The 14,777-nt window shown below is 73.3% G+C and carries 14 protein-coding genes; 5 read left to right on the top strand and 9 right to left on the bottom strand.

Annotation, left to right across the window (positions count from 1 at the left end):
- Nucleotides 1-4: 4 nt before the first annotated feature.
- The 4 genes from nadC to ACFYOY_RS15495 are packed head-to-tail and all read right to left on the bottom strand — an operon-like array spanning nt 5 to nt 4,717.
- Complete coding sequence (nadC, locus tag ACFYOY_RS15510) at nt 5-1,039, bottom strand: carboxylating nicotinate-nucleotide diphosphorylase (protein WP_351881886.1); 1,035 nt, start codon at nt 1,037-1,039, stop codon at nt 5-7.
- The gene (locus tag ACFYOY_RS15505; RefSeq protein WP_388587446.1) at nt 1,036-2,817 is read right to left on the bottom strand and encodes an L-aspartate oxidase; all 1,782 of its coding nucleotides are present in this window, start codon (nt 2,815-2,817) and stop codon (nt 1,036-1,038) included. The genes nadC and ACFYOY_RS15505 overlap by 4 nt, the downstream gene beginning before the upstream one ends.
- A complete protein-coding gene (gene panC, locus ACFYOY_RS15500; RefSeq protein WP_388587443.1) occupies nt 2,814-3,785 on the bottom strand; it encodes a pantoate--beta-alanine ligase in 972 nt (323 codons plus the stop codon). Before panC ends, ACFYOY_RS15505 begins: the two co-directional genes overlap by 4 nt.
- A complete protein-coding gene (locus ACFYOY_RS15495) occupies nt 3,782-4,717 on the bottom strand; it encodes a Rossmann-like and DUF2520 domain-containing protein (RefSeq protein WP_211124919.1) in 936 nt (311 codons plus the stop codon). Before ACFYOY_RS15495 ends, panC begins: the two co-directional genes overlap by 4 nt.
- A 147-nt stretch (nt 4,718-4,864) precedes the next feature.
- On the opposite strand from ACFYOY_RS15495, the gene ACFYOY_RS15490 reads away from it, so the two are divergent.
- Nucleotides 4,865-6,142 carry a beta-eliminating lyase-related protein gene (locus ACFYOY_RS15490; RefSeq protein ID WP_351881892.1) on the top strand — a complete coding sequence of 426 codons (1,278 nt, stop codon included), beginning with the start codon at nt 4,865-4,867 and terminating at the stop codon, nt 6,140-6,142.
- On the opposite strand, the gene ACFYOY_RS15485 is transcribed toward ACFYOY_RS15490, so the two are convergent.
- Nucleotides 6,050-6,403, bottom strand: coding sequence for a hypothetical protein (locus ACFYOY_RS15485; RefSeq protein WP_351881894.1), 354 nt, complete (start codon nt 6,401-6,403; stop codon nt 6,050-6,052). The genes ACFYOY_RS15490 and ACFYOY_RS15485 overlap by 93 nt on opposite strands.
- A gap of 99 nt (nt 6,404-6,502) precedes the next feature.
- On the opposite strand from ACFYOY_RS15485, the gene ACFYOY_RS15480 reads away from it, so the two are divergent.
- Both ACFYOY_RS15480 and ACFYOY_RS15475 read left to right on the top strand, forming a co-directional pair.
- The gene (locus tag ACFYOY_RS15480; RefSeq protein WP_388587440.1) at nt 6,503-7,585 is read left to right on the top strand and encodes a DUF5937 family protein; all 1,083 of its coding nucleotides are present in this window, start codon (nt 6,503-6,505) and stop codon (nt 7,583-7,585) included.
- Nucleotides 7,586-7,684: 99 nt separating this feature from the next.
- Nucleotides 7,685-8,086 (top strand): helix-turn-helix domain-containing protein, encoded by a 402-nt coding sequence (locus ACFYOY_RS15475; protein WP_351881898.1) that lies wholly within the window; start codon nt 7,685-7,687, stop codon nt 8,084-8,086.
- A gap of 58 nt (nt 8,087-8,144) precedes the next feature.
- Here the strand turns inward: ACFYOY_RS15475 and ACFYOY_RS15470 are convergent, their stop codons facing one another.
- Together ACFYOY_RS15470 and ACFYOY_RS15465 are read right to left on the bottom strand one after the other, a co-directional pair.
- The gene (locus ACFYOY_RS15470) at nt 8,145-8,834 is read right to left on the bottom strand and encodes a response regulator transcription factor (protein ID WP_351881900.1); all 690 of its coding nucleotides are present in this window, start codon (nt 8,832-8,834) and stop codon (nt 8,145-8,147) included.
- A gap of 95 nt (nt 8,835-8,929) precedes the next feature.
- A complete protein-coding gene (locus ACFYOY_RS15465) occupies nt 8,930-10,126 on the bottom strand; it encodes a sensor histidine kinase (RefSeq protein WP_351881902.1) in 1,197 nt (398 codons plus the stop codon).
- Between the two features lie 109 nt (nt 10,127-10,235).
- Here ACFYOY_RS15465 and ACFYOY_RS15460 point away from each other — a divergent pair, with 109 nt between their 5' ends.
- A complete protein-coding gene (locus ACFYOY_RS15460; protein ID WP_388587436.1) occupies nt 10,236-11,258 on the top strand; it encodes an SAM-dependent methyltransferase in 1,023 nt (340 codons plus the stop codon).
- Nucleotides 11,259-11,333: 75 nt separating this feature from the next.
- Nucleotides 11,334-12,476 (top strand): NADH-quinone oxidoreductase subunit D, encoded by a 1,143-nt coding sequence (locus ACFYOY_RS15455; protein WP_216346854.1) that lies wholly within the window; start codon nt 11,334-11,336, stop codon nt 12,474-12,476.
- A 53-nt stretch (nt 12,477-12,529) separates the two neighbouring features.
- Here the strand turns inward: ACFYOY_RS15455 and ACFYOY_RS15450 are convergent, their stop codons facing one another.
- On the bottom strand, nt 12,530-13,516 hold the full coding sequence (locus tag ACFYOY_RS15450; protein WP_388587433.1) for a hypothetical protein: 987 nt from the start codon (nt 13,514-13,516) through the stop codon (nt 12,530-12,532).
- Between the two features lie 248 nt (nt 13,517-13,764).
- The gene (locus ACFYOY_RS15445) at nt 13,765-14,724 is read right to left on the bottom strand and encodes an ABC transporter substrate-binding protein (RefSeq protein WP_351881908.1); all 960 of its coding nucleotides are present in this window, start codon (nt 14,722-14,724) and stop codon (nt 13,765-13,767) included.
- Nucleotides 14,725-14,777: the final 53 nt, after the last annotated feature.

Here is a 14,777-nt window from a genome sequence, read left to right as displayed (position 1 = left end):
TCGATTACTTCCCCTCGGCCTCGCGCAGGTCCAGGCCGATGTCCAGGATCGGGGAGGAGTGGGTGAGCGCGCCGACCGCCAAGTAGTCGACGCCTGCCTCGGCGTACGTACGGGCGCCTGCGAGCGTCAGCCGCCCGGAGGACTCCAGCGCGGCGCGCCCGGCGACCAGCTCGACGGCCTCGCGGGTCCGCTCCGGGGTGAAGTTGTCCAGCAGGATGAGGTCCGCGCCCGCCTCCAGGACCGGCGGGATCTGGTCGAGGGTGTCGACCTCCACCTCGATCGGCACGTCCGGGAACTCGGCCCGCACGGCGCCGAACGCCTCCGCGACGCCGCCCGCCGCGATCACGTGGTTGTCCTTGACCAGCGCGGCGTCCGAGAGCGACATCCGGTGGTTGACCCCGCCGCCGCAGCGCACCGCGTACTTCTCCAGGGCGCGCAGCCCCGGGGTGGTCTTACGGGTGTCACGGACCTTGGTCTTCGTCCCGTCGAGGGCATCGGCCCACGCACGGGTCGCCGTCGCGATACCGGAGAGCCGGCACAGGAGGTTGAGCGCGCTGCGCTCACCGGTGAGCAGGTCGCGGGTGCGGGTGCGGACGCTGAGCAGCTTCTGGCCCGCCGCCACCCGGTCGCCGTCCTCGACATGCCGCTCGACCTCGAACTCGTCCGTACAGACGACGGACAGGATCGCCTCGGCGATCCGCAGCCCCGCGACGGTGCCCGCCTCACGGGCCGTGAAGTCACCGGTGGCGAAGGCGTCCTCGGGGACGGTGGCCACGGTCGTGACGTCCACGCCCTGGTCGAGGTCCTCCTCGATGGCCATATGCGCGATGTCCTCGACCTGGACCGGGTCGAGTCCGGCGCTGATCAGCAGCTCGGCCAGGTCGGGGTCCAGACCGCACTCCATCGGGTCGAGCCCGGAGCCGTCGGCGTCGTCGCCGCAGCCGCAGGCGTCGCCGCAGCCCGCCGCCTCGCCGGGGCGGCCGATCTGCAGCAGCGGCAGGGACACGGATGGCTGGCGGTCTTCGGCGGTGCTGCTCACGGGCGGGACTCCGTCTCGGCTCGGGGGGTGGTCGGTGGGGGAAACGCTTCGGAGTCCGTGGAGCGGACATCGAGGGCGCCGTCCGGGCGGAGGGTGACCAGGAGGTGGCGGCGCCAGGCGGCGTCGTCCCGCGCGGGGCGGTCCTCGCGCCAGTGGCAGCCGCGGGTCTCCTCACGGCGGAGCGCGGCGGCGACCAGGACCCGGGCGACCAGATGGAGGTTGGTGGCCTCCCAGGTCTCGACCCCCGGCTCGGCCGTCTTGCCGTCCCGCCGCAGCTGCGCCGCGACGTCGTCGTGGACGCGCTCCAGCCGGTCGGCGGCGCGGGCCAGACTCTCGGCGGAGCGCAGGACTCCGGCACCGTGGGTCATGATGTGCTGGATCTCGTAGCGGGCCTCGGAGGCGAGCAGGGGCGCCCCATCGGGGGCAGCCTCCTGCGGCCCGATGCGCTCGACCGGCCCGGGCCGCCCGGCGGTCGCGGCGGGGCGCTCGGGGCCCTCGGCCGCGGCGGTGATGTCCTCCGCGATGCGCTCCGCGAAGACCAGGCCCTCCAGAAGGGAGTTGGAGGCCAGCCGGTTGGCGCCATGGACGCCGGTGCAGGCCACCTCCCCGCAGGCGTAGAGCCCGGGGACGGTGGTGCGGCCGCGCAGATCGGTGCGGACCCCGCCGCTCGCGTAGTGCGCGGCCGGGGCGACCGGGATGGGCTCGGTCACCGGGTCGATGCCGTGCGCGCGGCAGGCGGCCAGGATGGTCGGGAAGCGCCGCTCCCACATCCGGGCCCCGAAGTGGCGGGCGTCCAGGTACATATGCTCGGCACCGCGCTCCTGCATCCGCCGCATGATGCCCTTGGCGACGATGTCACGGGGCGCCAGCTCGGCCAGCTCGTGCTGCCCCTGCATGAAGCGCACCCCGTCGGCGTCGACGAGATGGGCGCCCTCGCCGCGCACCGCCTCCGAGACCAGCGGCTGCTGGCCCTCCGCCTCCGGGCCCAGCCACAGCACCGTGGGGTGGAACTGCACGAACTCCAGATCGCTGACCTCGGCCCCGGCCCGCAGCGCGAGCGCGACCCCGTCGCCGGTGGAGACGGCGGGGTTGGTGGTCGCGGAGAAGATCTGGCCCATGCCGCCCGTGGCGAGGACGACCGCGCCCGCCCGCACCGCGCCCACGCCATCCCGCCGGCCCTCGCCCATGACGTGCAGGGTGACCCCGGCCGCCCGGCCGGAGCCGTCCTTGAGCAGGTCGAGCACCAGGGCGTTCTCCACGGTGTCGATACCGGCCGCGCGCACCGCCTCGACCAGGGCCCGGGAGACCTCCGCACCGGTCGCGTCGCCGCCCGCGTGGGCGATCCGGCGGCGGTGGTGGCCGCCCTCGCGGGTCAGCAGGATCTCGCCCGTGTCGTCGTCGGCGTCGAAGCGGGCGCCGGTGGCGATGAGCCTGCGCACCGCGTCGGGTCCCTCGGTGACCAGCGTCCGCACCGCCCGCTCGTCGCAGAGCCCGGCGCCGGCCACCAGGGTGTCGTCCAGATGCTGCTCGGGGGTGTCGCCCTCGCCGAGGGCGGCGGCTATGCCGCCCTGGGCCCAGCGCGTGGAGCCGTCGTCCAGGCGGGCCTTGGTGACCACGGTGACCTTGGCCCCGGCCGCGGCACAGCGCAGCGCCGCGGTCAGCCCGGCGACCCCGGAGCCGACGACCACGACATCGGCCTCGGTGGCCCAGCCGGGGGCGGGAGCGCGCAGGGCGGTGGCGGGGGCCGCGGCGTCGGGCCGCCCGGTCGGATGGGTCATCGGGCGGTTCCGATCCACAGGCGGATGTTGTCTATCAAGCGGGTGGCGCCGACCTTGGCCGCGACGGCCAGCACGGCCTCGCCGGTGTGTCCGTCGGAGACCTCGGTGAAGTCGGCGGGGTCGGCCAGGCCCAGATAGTCGAGAACGAGCGGCGGTTCGAGACGCGCCGCCTCGTCGAGCACCACGCGCGCCGCGGACCGCACCGCGGCGGGGGACGCGACCCGTATGAGCTCGTGCTCCTCGGCGCCGGCCGGGCCCTCCCCGGCCGCCAGCAGCCCCGCGTCACGCCCCGCGAACAGCGCCCGGGACAGGGCCAGCGCGGTGTCCCGCTCCTGGGCCGACAGATAGCGGTTACGGCTGGAGAGGGCGAGCCCGTCGCCCTCCCGGACGGTGGGGACGCCGACGATCTCGACCGGGAAGTCCAGGTCGCGCGCCATCCGGCGGACCAGCGCCAGCTGCTGGGCGTCCTTCTCGCCGAAGAAGGCGGCATCGGGGCGGGTGAGATGGAGCAGCTTGGCGACGACGGTGAGCATCCCGTCGAAGTGGCCGGGCCGCGAGGCGCCCTCATAGCGCTCGCCCATGGAGCCGGCGGTGATCCGGATATGCGGCTCGCCGCCCGGATACACCTCCTCGGCGGCCGGGGCGAAGACGATGTCCGCGCCCGCCTCGGCCGCGACCTTGAGGTCGGCGTCGAGGGTGCGCGGATAGCGGTCGAGGTCCTCGCCCGCGCCGAACTGCAGCGGATTGACGAAGACCGTGACGGTCACCAGGCCCTTGGCGCCCACCCGGGCGCGGGCGGCGCGGATGAGCGAGGCATGCCCGTCGTGCAGCGCGCCCATGGTCATCACGACGGCCGTGCGCCCCGGCACGGCGAAGTGGGCGAGTGCCGCGTCCAGATCCGAGCGATGGCGGAACAGCTCCACATCCGGCTCCCCAGGAAGCGCCTTGGTCCACAGCTTCGGGCTCATGACTCACTGCCTCCCCGGCCCCGTGCGTCGGTCACATCCGAGAGCACGCCCAGCAGGTCCTCCGCGAGCTCCGGCTTGAGCAGGCCGTGTGCGAGCGCGCGGTCCGCGGTCGTCCGGGCCATGGCCAGATAGCCGGCGACGGCGTGCGGGGCGTGCCGCCGCAGCTCGGCGACGTGGGCGGCGACCGTGCCCGCGTCGCCGCGCGCGACCGGGCCGGTCAGCGCGGCGTCACCGCTGCGCAGCGCGTTGTCCAGCGCGGCGCCGAGGAGGGGGCCGAGCATCCGGTCGGGGGCCTCGACCCCGGACGCGCGCAGCAGCTCCAGGGACTGGGCGACCAGCGTGGTGAGGTGGTTGGCGCCGATGGCGAGGGCGGCGTGATAGAGCGGGCGGGACTCCTCCGCGATCCACTCCGGCTCCCCGCCCATCTCGATGACCAGCGCCTCGGCCGCCAGCCGCAGCTCCTCGGGGGCGGTGACCCCGAAGGAGCAGCCCGCCAGCCGCTGGACGTCCACCGAGGTGCCGGTGAAGGTCATGACGGGGTGCAGCGCGAGCGGCAGCGCACCGGCCCGCAGCGCGGGCTCCAGCACACTGACGCCATAGCGGCCGGAGGTGTGCACCAGCAACTGGCCGGGGCGCACCGCACCGGTTTCGGTGAGGCCCGCGATCAGCTCGGGCAGCGCGTCGTCGGGGACGGTGAGCAGCACCAGCTCGGCCCGCGCCAGCACCTCGGAGGGCGGGACGATCGGGACCTCGGGGAGCAGGGCGGCGGCCCGGCGCACGGAGGCGTCGGAGACACCGGAGGCAGCGACCGGGCGGTGTCCGGCCAGCCGCAGCGAGGCGGCGAGGGCCGGGCCGACGCGGCCCGCGCCGACGACCCCGACGGTGAGCCGGGCCGGCCGGTCCTGCGGCTCGGGAAGTGGTTGTGCGTTCACGCGACAGCGGCCTTCCGTTCCAGTCCTCAGGGGGTACCGGACGATTCCCCGCCATGCTACGCGAGTGTTTCCGGGGGAGTTCGGCCGCAGCCCGGGCCTGTGGACAACTCTGTGGTCCGATGGACACCCGTGCGACATGATCGGCCCATGAAGGACAGGACGGGCACGGCAGACGCGACGGACGGAACACACATCGCGGCGGACGGGACGGCAGCCGGTGCAGACGAGCCGGCCGGGGCGGGCGCGGCGGACGACGCCACCGGCGACGCGGAGCGGGCCGCGCGGGCGCGCCGCCTCGCGGCCTGGCACGGCTCCGAGCGGACGCTCACCCGCGGGCCCGCGGAGCGGCGGATCACCGAGCGGCTGTCCGCCCTCACGGCCGCCCTTACGGCCGACCCCTCGCCGTACGGCGGGGACGGCTGGGTGGACATCTACGGGGACGGCATCGTCGAGGAGCTGGAGCGGCGGGTCGCCTCGCTGCTCGGCATGGAGGCCGCGGCGTTCTTCCCCACCGGCACCATGGCGCAGCAGATCGCGCTGCGCTGCTGGGCGGGGCGCACCGGCAATCCGGTGGTGGCGGTGCATCCGCTGGCGCATCTGGAAGCGCATGAGCGGGACGCGTATCTGACGGTGAGCGGGCTGCGCGCGGTGCATCCGACGAGCGAGCCGCGGCCGCCCACCGCCGAGGAGGTCCTCGGCCTCGACGAGCCGTTCGGCACGCTCACCCTCGAACTCCCGCTGCGCGACGCCGGATTCGTGCTGCCCGAGTGGGACGAGCTGGTCGCGGTCGTGGAGGCGGCCCGGGAGCGGGACGCGGTGGTGCACGTCGACGGGGCGCGGCTGTGGGAGTGCACGGCCCACTTCGGCCGGGAGCTGCCGGAGATCGCCGCCCTGGCGGACTCCGTCTATGTGTCCTTCTACAAGTCGCTCGACGGCATCTCGGGAGCGGCGCTGGCCGGGCCCGAGACCCTGGTGGCGGAGGCCAGGGCGTGGCGCCACCGGTACGGCGGCCAGCTCTTCCAGCAGTGGCCGGCGGCGCTGGCCGCGCTGGACGGCCTGGACCGTGAGCTGCCGAGGCTTCCGTCGTACGTGGCGCATGCGCGGGTGGTGGCGCAGGCGCTGCGGACGGCGTTCACGGCCGAGGGGGTGGGCTGGTCCCGGGTGCATCCCGAGGTGCCGCACACCCACCAGTTCCAGGTGTGGCTGCCGTTTCCGGCGGCGGTGCTGGACGAGGCGGGGGTGCGGCTGGCGGAGGAGACGGGAACGACGCTGTTCCGTCGCTGGCGGGAGCCGGGGCCGCCCGGTCTGGCCGTGACGGAGCTGACGGTCGCCTCACCCGCACTCGACTGGACGGCCGACGACGTCACGGCCGCGGCCGGTGCCTTCCTCGCACGGGTCCGGGAGCTCACGGAGGGGGACGGCTGACCGGCGCCGCAGGGCGGCCAGCGCCTCCCTGATCGCCCCTACGGCACGCGGCATCGCCCTTACGGCGCCCGGCCCGTCCGTAAGGCGGTCATGGCGGCCGCGGCGGCGGGCCGGGCGCCCCGCCATCACGGCCTGGACGTCGCGGTACTCCCGCAGCTCCCGGACGGTGCGCCAGTCGTGCCGGCCCGGTGCGGGCGGGGCGGGCTCGCCGCGCCGGGCGGCTCGGTACAGGTCGAGTGCGTACTGCTCGGTGAGGGACATGGCTCGACGGTCCGCCGGGCCCCGGACGCCCGTCACGCCGATTGACGGCGGCCGTCAAACGAGGGCGGCGCCGGGGGCGGGCTCCCGCACCATGGGCTCATGGCCAATGTCATCGACATCGCCGGGCTGCCGCCCGAGCGCATCGTCTTCAGCCCGTCCCCGCTCGCCGAGCTGGGCGCCGCGCTCCATGTGCTGTCCGAGCCCGGCCACCACCCCGGGCTGCACGGCTGGGCCACCGCCACGTCCTCCGCTCTCAAGCCGGACCTCGCCGACCGGCTCTGCGAGGCGGACTTCCTGTGGCGCTCCTCCCGCTCCGATCTGCTGCTCCCGGCGGTCCCCGGGGCGACGCTCGCGGAGGAGCTGGACGCGCTGGACCGGATCGATGACGAGACGTTCGTGGCGGCCGCCTTCGAGATCGCCTGCTCCGCCGCGTACACCCGGCGCACCCCCTCGCCGCTGGTCGACGCGGACGAACGGGCCCGGGTCCGCGAGATGGCGGCCGCCCGGGGGCCGCGGCAGGCGGCCTTCACCCATCGCATGCTGGAGGACCCGGACGGGCTGCGAGTCTGGTTGCGGCGGCTGCTGGAGGACTGCGACCAGGCGTTCTTCGCCGACACCTGGCGGCGGACGCGGATCCAGCTGGCCGCCGACGCCCGCCACAAGGCGGAACTGCTGCAGCGCAAGGGGCTCGGGGAGGCGCTGACGGCGGCCTCCGCCGCTTTGTCGCTGTCGGAGGACGGGGACAGCATCCTGGTCGACAAGCTGGCGGGCGGCCGTACGACGGCGTACGGGGACGGCATCACCTTCATCCCGACCGCCTTCGGCTGGCCGCATCTCATCGTCCTGTACGCCCCCGGCTGGCGCCCGGTGATCCAGTACCCGGTCGCCGCCCCGGAACTCCCCCCGCCCGCCGCCCTGGAGCTCGTCCAGCGCCGCCTCGAAGCCCTGGCCCATCCGATGCGGATGCGGCTGTGCCGCACCCTGGCCCGCGGCCCGCACACCACCGGTGAGCTCTCCGAGTCGTACGGCATCACGCCGCCGGAGGTCTCCCGCCATATCGCCGTGCTGAAGAAGGCCGGTCTCCTCACCACCCGCCGCCGCGGCCGCTATGTGCTGCACCAGCTCGACCTGCCGTCGGTGGCCCGCCTGGGCAGCGACTTCCTGGAGAGCGTGCTGCGGTAGCGCCCTGTCTGTAGCGTGCGGCCCCAAGGGCTCCGCCTAAAATGTTCACCCCAGAGTGAACAGAGACCGGGCCATGAGCGGCAGAGGAGCAGAGCAGCGATGAGCAACCGAAGCCACCGGGCCGCACCCGAACACACCCACCCCGACGACGTACCGGTGCAGACCGCGCTCGCGGCGCTCGCCGACCCCGTACGGCTTCAGCTGGTCCGCGAACTGGCCACCACGGCCGACTGGGAGCACACCTGCGGCACCTTCGACGTCCCCGTGGGCAAGGCGGCGCTCAGCCACCACTTCTCGGTGCTGCGCGCGGCCGGGCTGATCGAGCAGCGCGACATGGGCCCCAAGCGGGTCAACCGGCTGCGCCGCCCGGAGTTCGACCAGCGCTTCCCCGGACTGCTCGACCTGGTCCTGCGCGACCGGCAGGAGAACGGCGGGGACGAACGGCAGGACGGCCGTCCCCACCGTAAGGACGCCGCCTCCACCGTAAAGACGCCACCGTAAGAAAGCCGTCGCAAGAGCGCCGCCGTAAGAAAGCCGCCGGAGAAACGCCGCCCCGCTCTCAGCGAGCCGGTCCCGCCGAACCCCCGGCCCGCACCAGCCCGGTCTCGTAGGCCATCACCACCACCTGCACCCGGTCCCGCAGCTCCAACTTGGTGAGGATGCGCCCCACATGGGTCTTCACGGTCGCCTCGGACAGCACCAGCCGCGCCGCGATCTCGCCGTTCGACAGCCCCTGCGCGACCAGCAGCACCACCTCGCGCTCCCGGTCGGTGAGCCGCTCCAGCTCCGGACGGACCCGGCCACCGCCTCCCCCACCGCCCGGCAGCATCGGCGCGAACCGGTCCAGCAGCCGACGCGTCGTGCTGGGCGCGACCACCGCGTCACCGCTGTGCACCGCGCGGATCGCCCCGAGCAGCTCAGCGGGCGGCACATCCTTGAGCATGAAGCCGCCCGCCCCGGCCTTGAGCGCGGAGAAGGCGTACTCGTCCAGATCGAACGTGGTCAGGATGATGACCTTCGGCGCTCCCTCCCGCTCACATATCCGCCGGGTCGCCTCCACGCCGTCCAGCTTGGGCATCCGGACGTCCATGAGGACGACGTCCACCGCCGTGGAGCGCACCGCCTGCAGCGCCTCCACCCCATCGCCCGCCTCGGCGACGACCTCCATATCGGGCTGGGCCGCGAGCACCATCCGGAAGCCGGTACGCAGCAGCACTTGGTCATCGACGAGCATGACGCGAATCGACATTCCGGACGGGTCCCTTCCTCTGGCCTGACGGCCGGCTTACAGCGGCCACGGCGCGACGTTACGAGTGCGCATACGGGTCATGATGCGCCCACCGCTCAACGGACCGGCTTCAGCGGCAGCAGTGCGCTGATCCGGAAGCCGCCGCCCGGCCGCGGCCCCGCGTCGAGCGTGCCGCCCACCATGCCGACGCGCTCGCGCATCCCGATCAGCCCATGGCCGCTGCCGTCGGCGCCGCCGTCCTGGTACATCTCGCGCTGCGCGCCCCGCCCGTCGTCCTCGACCAGCAGCCCGAGCCCGTCGTCGAAGTAGGTGAGGCGGACGCTCGCGCCCACGTCCGGGCCGCCGTGCTTACGGGTGTTGGTGAGCGCCTCCTGCACGATGCGGTACGCGGTCAGCTCGACCCCGCTGGGGAGCTGTCGCGGGCTGCCCACCACCTTGAAGTCCACCGGGAGCCCGGACCCGCGCACCTGCTCCACGAGCTCGTCGATCTGCTCGACGTCCGGCTGGGGGACGTAGTCGTTCTCCTCGCCCGGCTCTCCGGTGCGCAGCACGCCCAGCAGCCGCCGCATCTCGGCGAGCGCCTGGCGACCGGTGCCGGAGATCGTCTCCAGCGCCTGCCGGGCCTGCTCGGGCGAGGCGTCCATGACGTACGCGGCGCCGTCCGCCTGCACCACCATCACCGACACGTTGTGTGCCACCACATCGTGCAGCTCCCGCGCGATCCGGGCGCGCTCGGCGGCCACCGCTACCTTCGACTGCGCCTCGCGCTCCTTCTCCAGCCGGGCCGCCCGCTCCTCCAACTGGGCGTAGTAGGCGCGGCGGGTGCGGATCGAGTCGCCGAGCACCCAGGCCAGTACGAACGGGATGGAGACGAAGACCGCCGAGACGAGGTCGTCCCACCAGCCCTGCTGGGACTGCGGCCAGCGGAGGGTGGCGAGGGGGGCCGCGCTGATCGCCACGCCCAGCGCGAAGCGGGAGGCCCGGCGCGAGGCGGCGACCGCCACCGTGTAGACGATCACCAGCATGGCGAAGTCGGCCAGATTGGGCTTGACGCTGGTGGCCAGCTGGGCGACACCGCACAGGATGGCCAGCACCAGCATCTTCTCGGGGGCGCGGCGGCGCAGCGCGACCGTCGTCCCCAGCGCCAGGACGATCGGCACGGCCGCGAAGCGGGAACCCCGGCTCATCGCCGCCTCCACGACCCACAGGAAACCGAAGCCGACGAGGAGGACGGCCCAGAAGGTGTCCACCCCTGTCGGATGCCTGCGGAGAAATTCGTAGAGGCGCTGCACGTCACCCAGCGTAGGCACCGCCGAACCCCTCTCGGGTCAACCCGAGGGGCGATCCGTATCGCCCGGCCCTACTCCCCAAGGTGGAGACGATTCCACATAGCGTGGCGGTGTGGCGACTGAGAAGCATGAGTGGAGCGGATGGCGTTCGGCGGCCGAACGGGCGCTGTACGGAAGGGGCGGATTCTTCCGGCGCCCGGAGGGCCCGGCCGGGCATTTCCGCACGTCGGTGCATGCCTCACCGCTTTTCGCCCGGGCGGTCGCGGAGCTGCTGTGCCGGGTGGACGAGGCGCTGGGGCGCCCCGCCGAGCTGGCGCTGGTGGACCTGGGCGCCGGACGCGGTGAGCTGCTCACGCGGGTGCTCGCCCTGGCCCCCGGCCTGCCGCACGAGCTGGACCGGCGGCTGCGACCCTACGCGGTGGAGCGGGCGGAGCGGCCGGCGGGCCTGGACGAGCGGATCGCCTGGCTCGACGCCCCGCCGCAGGGGTGCACGGGGCTGCTGTTCGCCAATGAGTGGCTCGACAACGTGCCCGTGGACATCGCCGAGACCGACGCGGACGGCGTGCCGCGCCGGGTCGAGGTGGACCTCGCGGCCGGGGACGGCACCGAGCGGCTGGGCGACCCGGTGGACGGCGAGGACGCGGCGTGGCTGGCCCGCTGGTGGCCCCTGGCGGGCGCCGAACCGGGGCTGCGCGCCGAGATCGGCCATCCGCGCGAGGCGGCCTGGGCGCGTGCCGTGCGCTCCCTGCGGGCGGGCCTCGCGGTCGCCGTCGACTACGGCCACGAACGCGCCGCCCGGCCCCCTTTCGGCACGCTGACCGGCTTCCGCGAGGGGCGCGAGGTCCGGCCCGTACCGGACGGCTCCTGCGATCTGACGGCGCATGTCGCGATGGACGCGTGCGCCGCCGCGGCCCGGCCCGGCGCCGGGCTGCTGACCCAGCGCGAGGCGCTGCGCGCGCTCGGCCTCGACGCCCGCCGCCCCCCGCTCGCCCTGGCCTCCACCGACCCCACCGCCTACGTCCGCGCCCTCGGCGCGGCGGGCGAGGCCGCGGAGCTGACCGACCCCGGCGGCCTCGGCGCCTTCACCTGGCTCCACCACCCGGTGGACCTGCCGCACGACCCGCTCCGGCCGTAAGGGCCACCGCATCGCGTCCCGGGCGGTGTCACGAGCCCCCGCGGGGGCCTTCGGGGGAGCTGAGAGACTGGGGGCATGACGGAGACGACAGTCGGCATCGGCGGCGCCGCGGAGAGCACCGACATGGTGCTCAACATCGGCCCACAGCACCCCTCCACTCACGGAGTGCTACGGCTGCGGCTGGTCCTCGACGGAGAGCGGATCCAGAGCGCCGAACCGGTCATCGGCTATATGCACCGGGGCGCCGAGAAGCTCTTCGAGGCGCGCGACTACCGCCAGATCATCATGCTGGCCAACCGCCACGACTGGCTCTCCGCCTTCTCCAACGAACTCGGCGTCGTGCTCGCCGTCGAGCGGATGCTCGGCATGGAGGTCCCGGAGCGGGCGGTGTGGACCCGTACGCTGCTCGCCGAGCTCAACCGGATCCTGAACCACCTGATGTTCCTCGGCTCCTATCCCCTGGAGCTGGGCGGCATCACGCCGATCTTCTACGCGTTCCGGGAGCGGGAGGACCTCCAGCACGTCATGGAGGAGATCTCCGGCGGCCGGATGCACTACATGTTCAACCGGGTCGGCGGCCTCAAGGAGGACCTCCCGGCGGGCTGGCTGGGCCGGGCCCGGCAGGCCGTGGCCGAGGTGCGCTCGCGGATGGACGTGTACGACGACCTGGTGCTCGGCAACGAGATCTTCCGGGGCCGCACCCGCGATGTCGGCGTCCTGGCCCGCGAGACGGTGCACGGGTACGGGGTCAGCGGCCCCATCGCCCGGGCCTCGGGCGTCGACTTCGATCTGCGGCGCGACGAGCCGTATCTGGCCTACCCGGAGCTCCAGGACGTCCTCAAGGTCGTCACCCGGCAGGAGGGCGACTGCCTCGCCCGGTTCGAATGCCTCCTGGAGCAGGCGCACAACTCCCTGGCGCTGGCGGACGCCTGCCTGGACCGGCTCGACGAGCTCCCGGCGGGGCCGATCAACCAGCGGCTGCCGAAGGTGCTCAAGGCACCCGAGGGCCACACCTACGCCTGGACCGAGAACCCGCTCGGCCTCAACGGCTACTACCTCGTCTCCAAGGGCGAGAAGACGCCGTACCGGCTGAAGCTCCGCTCGGCCTCGTACAACAACATCCAGGCGCTCACCGAACTGCTGCCGGGCACTCTCGTCGCCGACATGGTGGCGATCCTGGGGTCACTCTTCTTCGTCGTCGGCGACATCGACAAGTAGGCGACATCGACAAGTAGGCGGCGACGCCGAGACGCCGCGCGGGCGCGATCCCGTTACGAGATCGCGCTGCGCAGCTCCCCGAGGTCGATCTGTTCCGTCTCGTCGTGCGCGGTCAGGTCGATGACCTCGCCCACCGCGCCCTTCCTGGTCTCCGCGAGGGTCTCGTCGCCGATCACGTCGGCGAGGTCCTCCTCGGCGGGTTCGGGCTCCCGCTTCTGCTTCTTCGGGTGCTTCTTCTGGGTGCCGAAGTAGTCGAAGCCGCTCTCCGAACGGGAGGCGGCCCGGCGTGCCGCGGCATACGGCACCACCGCCGAGGCGGCCGTACGGGCGTGGACGGGCGGCTCCTGGGGGCCGTCGTCGTCCTGCCCGCCGGCCGCCGGGGGCTTCCCCAGCGTGGCGGCACCGCCCTTGTCGCGGTTCTCGCGCCGGCCCTTGCGCCCGTCCCGATCCGCGTCCTTCTCGGCGTCCACGGCGGGAGCCGGGGCGTCGGATCGGGCACCCGCGGCAGCGGCCTGCTCCCGGCGCTCCTTCTGCCGTCGCGCGCTCTCCCTGAGCCGGCTCAGCGCCTCGTCGGCCTTGGCGTACGCGGTGGCCGACGGCATGGCGCGCCCGGAGGCGGCGCCGTCCGGCTCGTTCGACTCGACGCTCGACCCGGCGGATTCGGCGGACCCGGTCGCCGCCTCCAGCGCCTTCGCGGGGGACGCGGCCTCCAGCGCGAGCCGGCGGCGGCCCTCCAGGGCGGTGGCCCGCTCGGTCTCGGCCGTGGCGTAGCGGCGCAGCAGCTCGGCGTGCTCGTTGCGCAGCCGGGCGAGTTCGGCGCGCTTGGCGCGCAGCCGGGTGTTGAGCGCGGTGCGGAGCTCGCTCGCCTTCTCGGCGTCCGCCTCGAGCTCCGCGATCCGCTCCTCGTACTTCATCTCCTGGCGCGCGGCCTCGCTCGCGGCCTCCGCGACCCGGCGGCCGGCCGAGCGGTCCCAACGGCGCATCAGGAAGGCGCCGACGACCGCGGCGGCGGCCGCGGTCGCGGCAAGTCCGCGGATCACGACCGTATCGCCGACCAGCCAGGCTCCGGCGGCGCAGGTTATTGACGCGACTGCGACCGAAGCGGAGGGAAGAAGCCTGTGCAGGGGTGGGGATTGGCGGTGGCGTCCACGTGGCATGGCCCGAAACTTACCGTGCAAAGGGGTCGCTTGGGTGCCCGCCGGGCCAGATCTGTTGTCAATCCGTTGGCAAATGCGGCGGTCTCGCGGCCGTGATCCCTTGCCAAGCCCTCCTGCGCGGGGTTTTGATCCTACTTCACCAGCCCCTTGTCCCGCAGGTAGTCGGCGGCGACATCCGTCGGCTTGAGCCGCTCGGCGTCAACTTTCTTGTTGAGTTCCCGCAGATCGGCGGTCGTCAGCACCTTGGTGAGCTTGTTCAGCGAGTCCGCGATCTTCTGCGAGCCCGCGGACTTCACATTCACCACGGGAAGTACGTTGTCGGCATTCTGCAGATTTTTGTCGTCGTCGAGCAGAACGAGCCCGAACTGATCCAGCGTGCTGTCCGTGGTCGTGGTCAGGACCATCTGGTCCTTACCGTCCTTGACGGCCTGCTTGGCCTGGACGCTGCCGATGTCCAGCGGGTCGATGCCCGCGATGTCGATGCCGTACTTCTTCTCCAGACCCGGCTGGCAGAAGGGTCGCTTGGGGCATTCGTCGCCCGCCGCCAAGGTGACCTTCTGCTTCGACTTCCCGAGGTCGGAGAGCGTCTTGAGATCATGTTTCTCCGCGAAGTCACGGCTGACCGCGAAGGCGTTCTGGTCCACTGCCTTGCCGGGGTCCAGCACCTTCAGCCCGCGCGGTTCGGCGAGCTTCTTCAGCGCCGTGACCGTCTCGTCGACGTCCGAGGAGGCCACCGGGGCGGCATTCGACCCGTTCTTCTTCTGGTTGAGGAATTCGGCCAGCGTCGCCGCGTACTCCGGCACGACATCCATCTGGCCCTTCTCCAGGGCCGGTTCATACAGCTCGCGGGCGTCCACGGTCTTGATCGAAGTGGAATAGCCGGCGTCCTTCAGAACCCCCGCGTACAGCTCCGCGAGGATCTTCGACTCGGAGAAGGAGGCGGATCCGATCACCAGCGAGCCCTTGCCCGGTTTCCCGGAGCTGTCACCGCCGCTCGACTTCTCCAGGCTGTCCCCGCCACACGCGGTCAGCCCGGCCGTCAGCGCGGCGACGCCCGCCACGGCCGCCGCCGCCCGATAGATCTTGCTCATGGTTCCCCATCCGTAGTTGTCCGCGTCGTCGCGTCTTGTGCGCCGGCCGCGTT

The sequence above is a fragment of the Streptomyces sp. NPDC007875 genome (genome assembly GCF_042868035.1).
Classification (GTDB): Bacteria; Actinomycetota; Actinomycetes; order Streptomycetales; family Streptomycetaceae; genus Streptomyces; species Streptomyces antimycoticus.
Note: the sequence above shows the minus strand (reverse complement) of the source record. Positions and strands in the feature narration are given on the sequence as shown.

What these genes read in the sequence shown, in the direction of transcription:
- ACFYOY_RS15505 (WP_388587446.1), bottom strand. Translation starts at nt 2,817, where the DNA reads ATGACCCATCCGACCGGGCGGCCCGACGCCGCGGCCCCCGCCACCGCC.
- panC (WP_388587443.1), bottom strand. Translation starts at nt 3,785, where the DNA reads ATGAGCCCGAAGCTGTGGACCAAGGCGCTTCCTGGGGAGCCGGATGTG.
- ACFYOY_RS15490 (WP_351881892.1), top strand. Translation starts at nt 4,865, where the DNA reads ATGAAGGACAGGACGGGCACGGCAGACGCGACGGACGGAACACACATC.
- ACFYOY_RS15485 (WP_351881894.1), bottom strand. Translation starts at nt 6,403, where the DNA reads ATGTCCCTCACCGAGCAGTACGCACTCGACCTGTACCGAGCCGCCCGG.
- ACFYOY_RS15480 (WP_388587440.1), top strand. Translation starts at nt 6,503, where the DNA reads ATGGCCAATGTCATCGACATCGCCGGGCTGCCGCCCGAGCGCATCGTC.
- ACFYOY_RS15475 (WP_351881898.1), top strand. Translation starts at nt 7,685, where the DNA reads ATGAGCAACCGAAGCCACCGGGCCGCACCCGAACACACCCACCCCGAC.
- ACFYOY_RS15470 (WP_351881900.1), bottom strand. Translation starts at nt 8,834, where the DNA reads ATGTCGATTCGCGTCATGCTCGTCGATGACCAAGTGCTGCTGCGTACC.
- ACFYOY_RS15455 (WP_216346854.1), top strand. Translation starts at nt 11,334, where the DNA reads ATGACGGAGACGACAGTCGGCATCGGCGGCGCCGCGGAGAGCACCGAC.
- ACFYOY_RS15445 (WP_351881908.1), bottom strand. Translation starts at nt 14,724, where the DNA reads ATGAGCAAGATCTATCGGGCGGCGGCGGCCGTGGCGGGCGTCGCCGCG.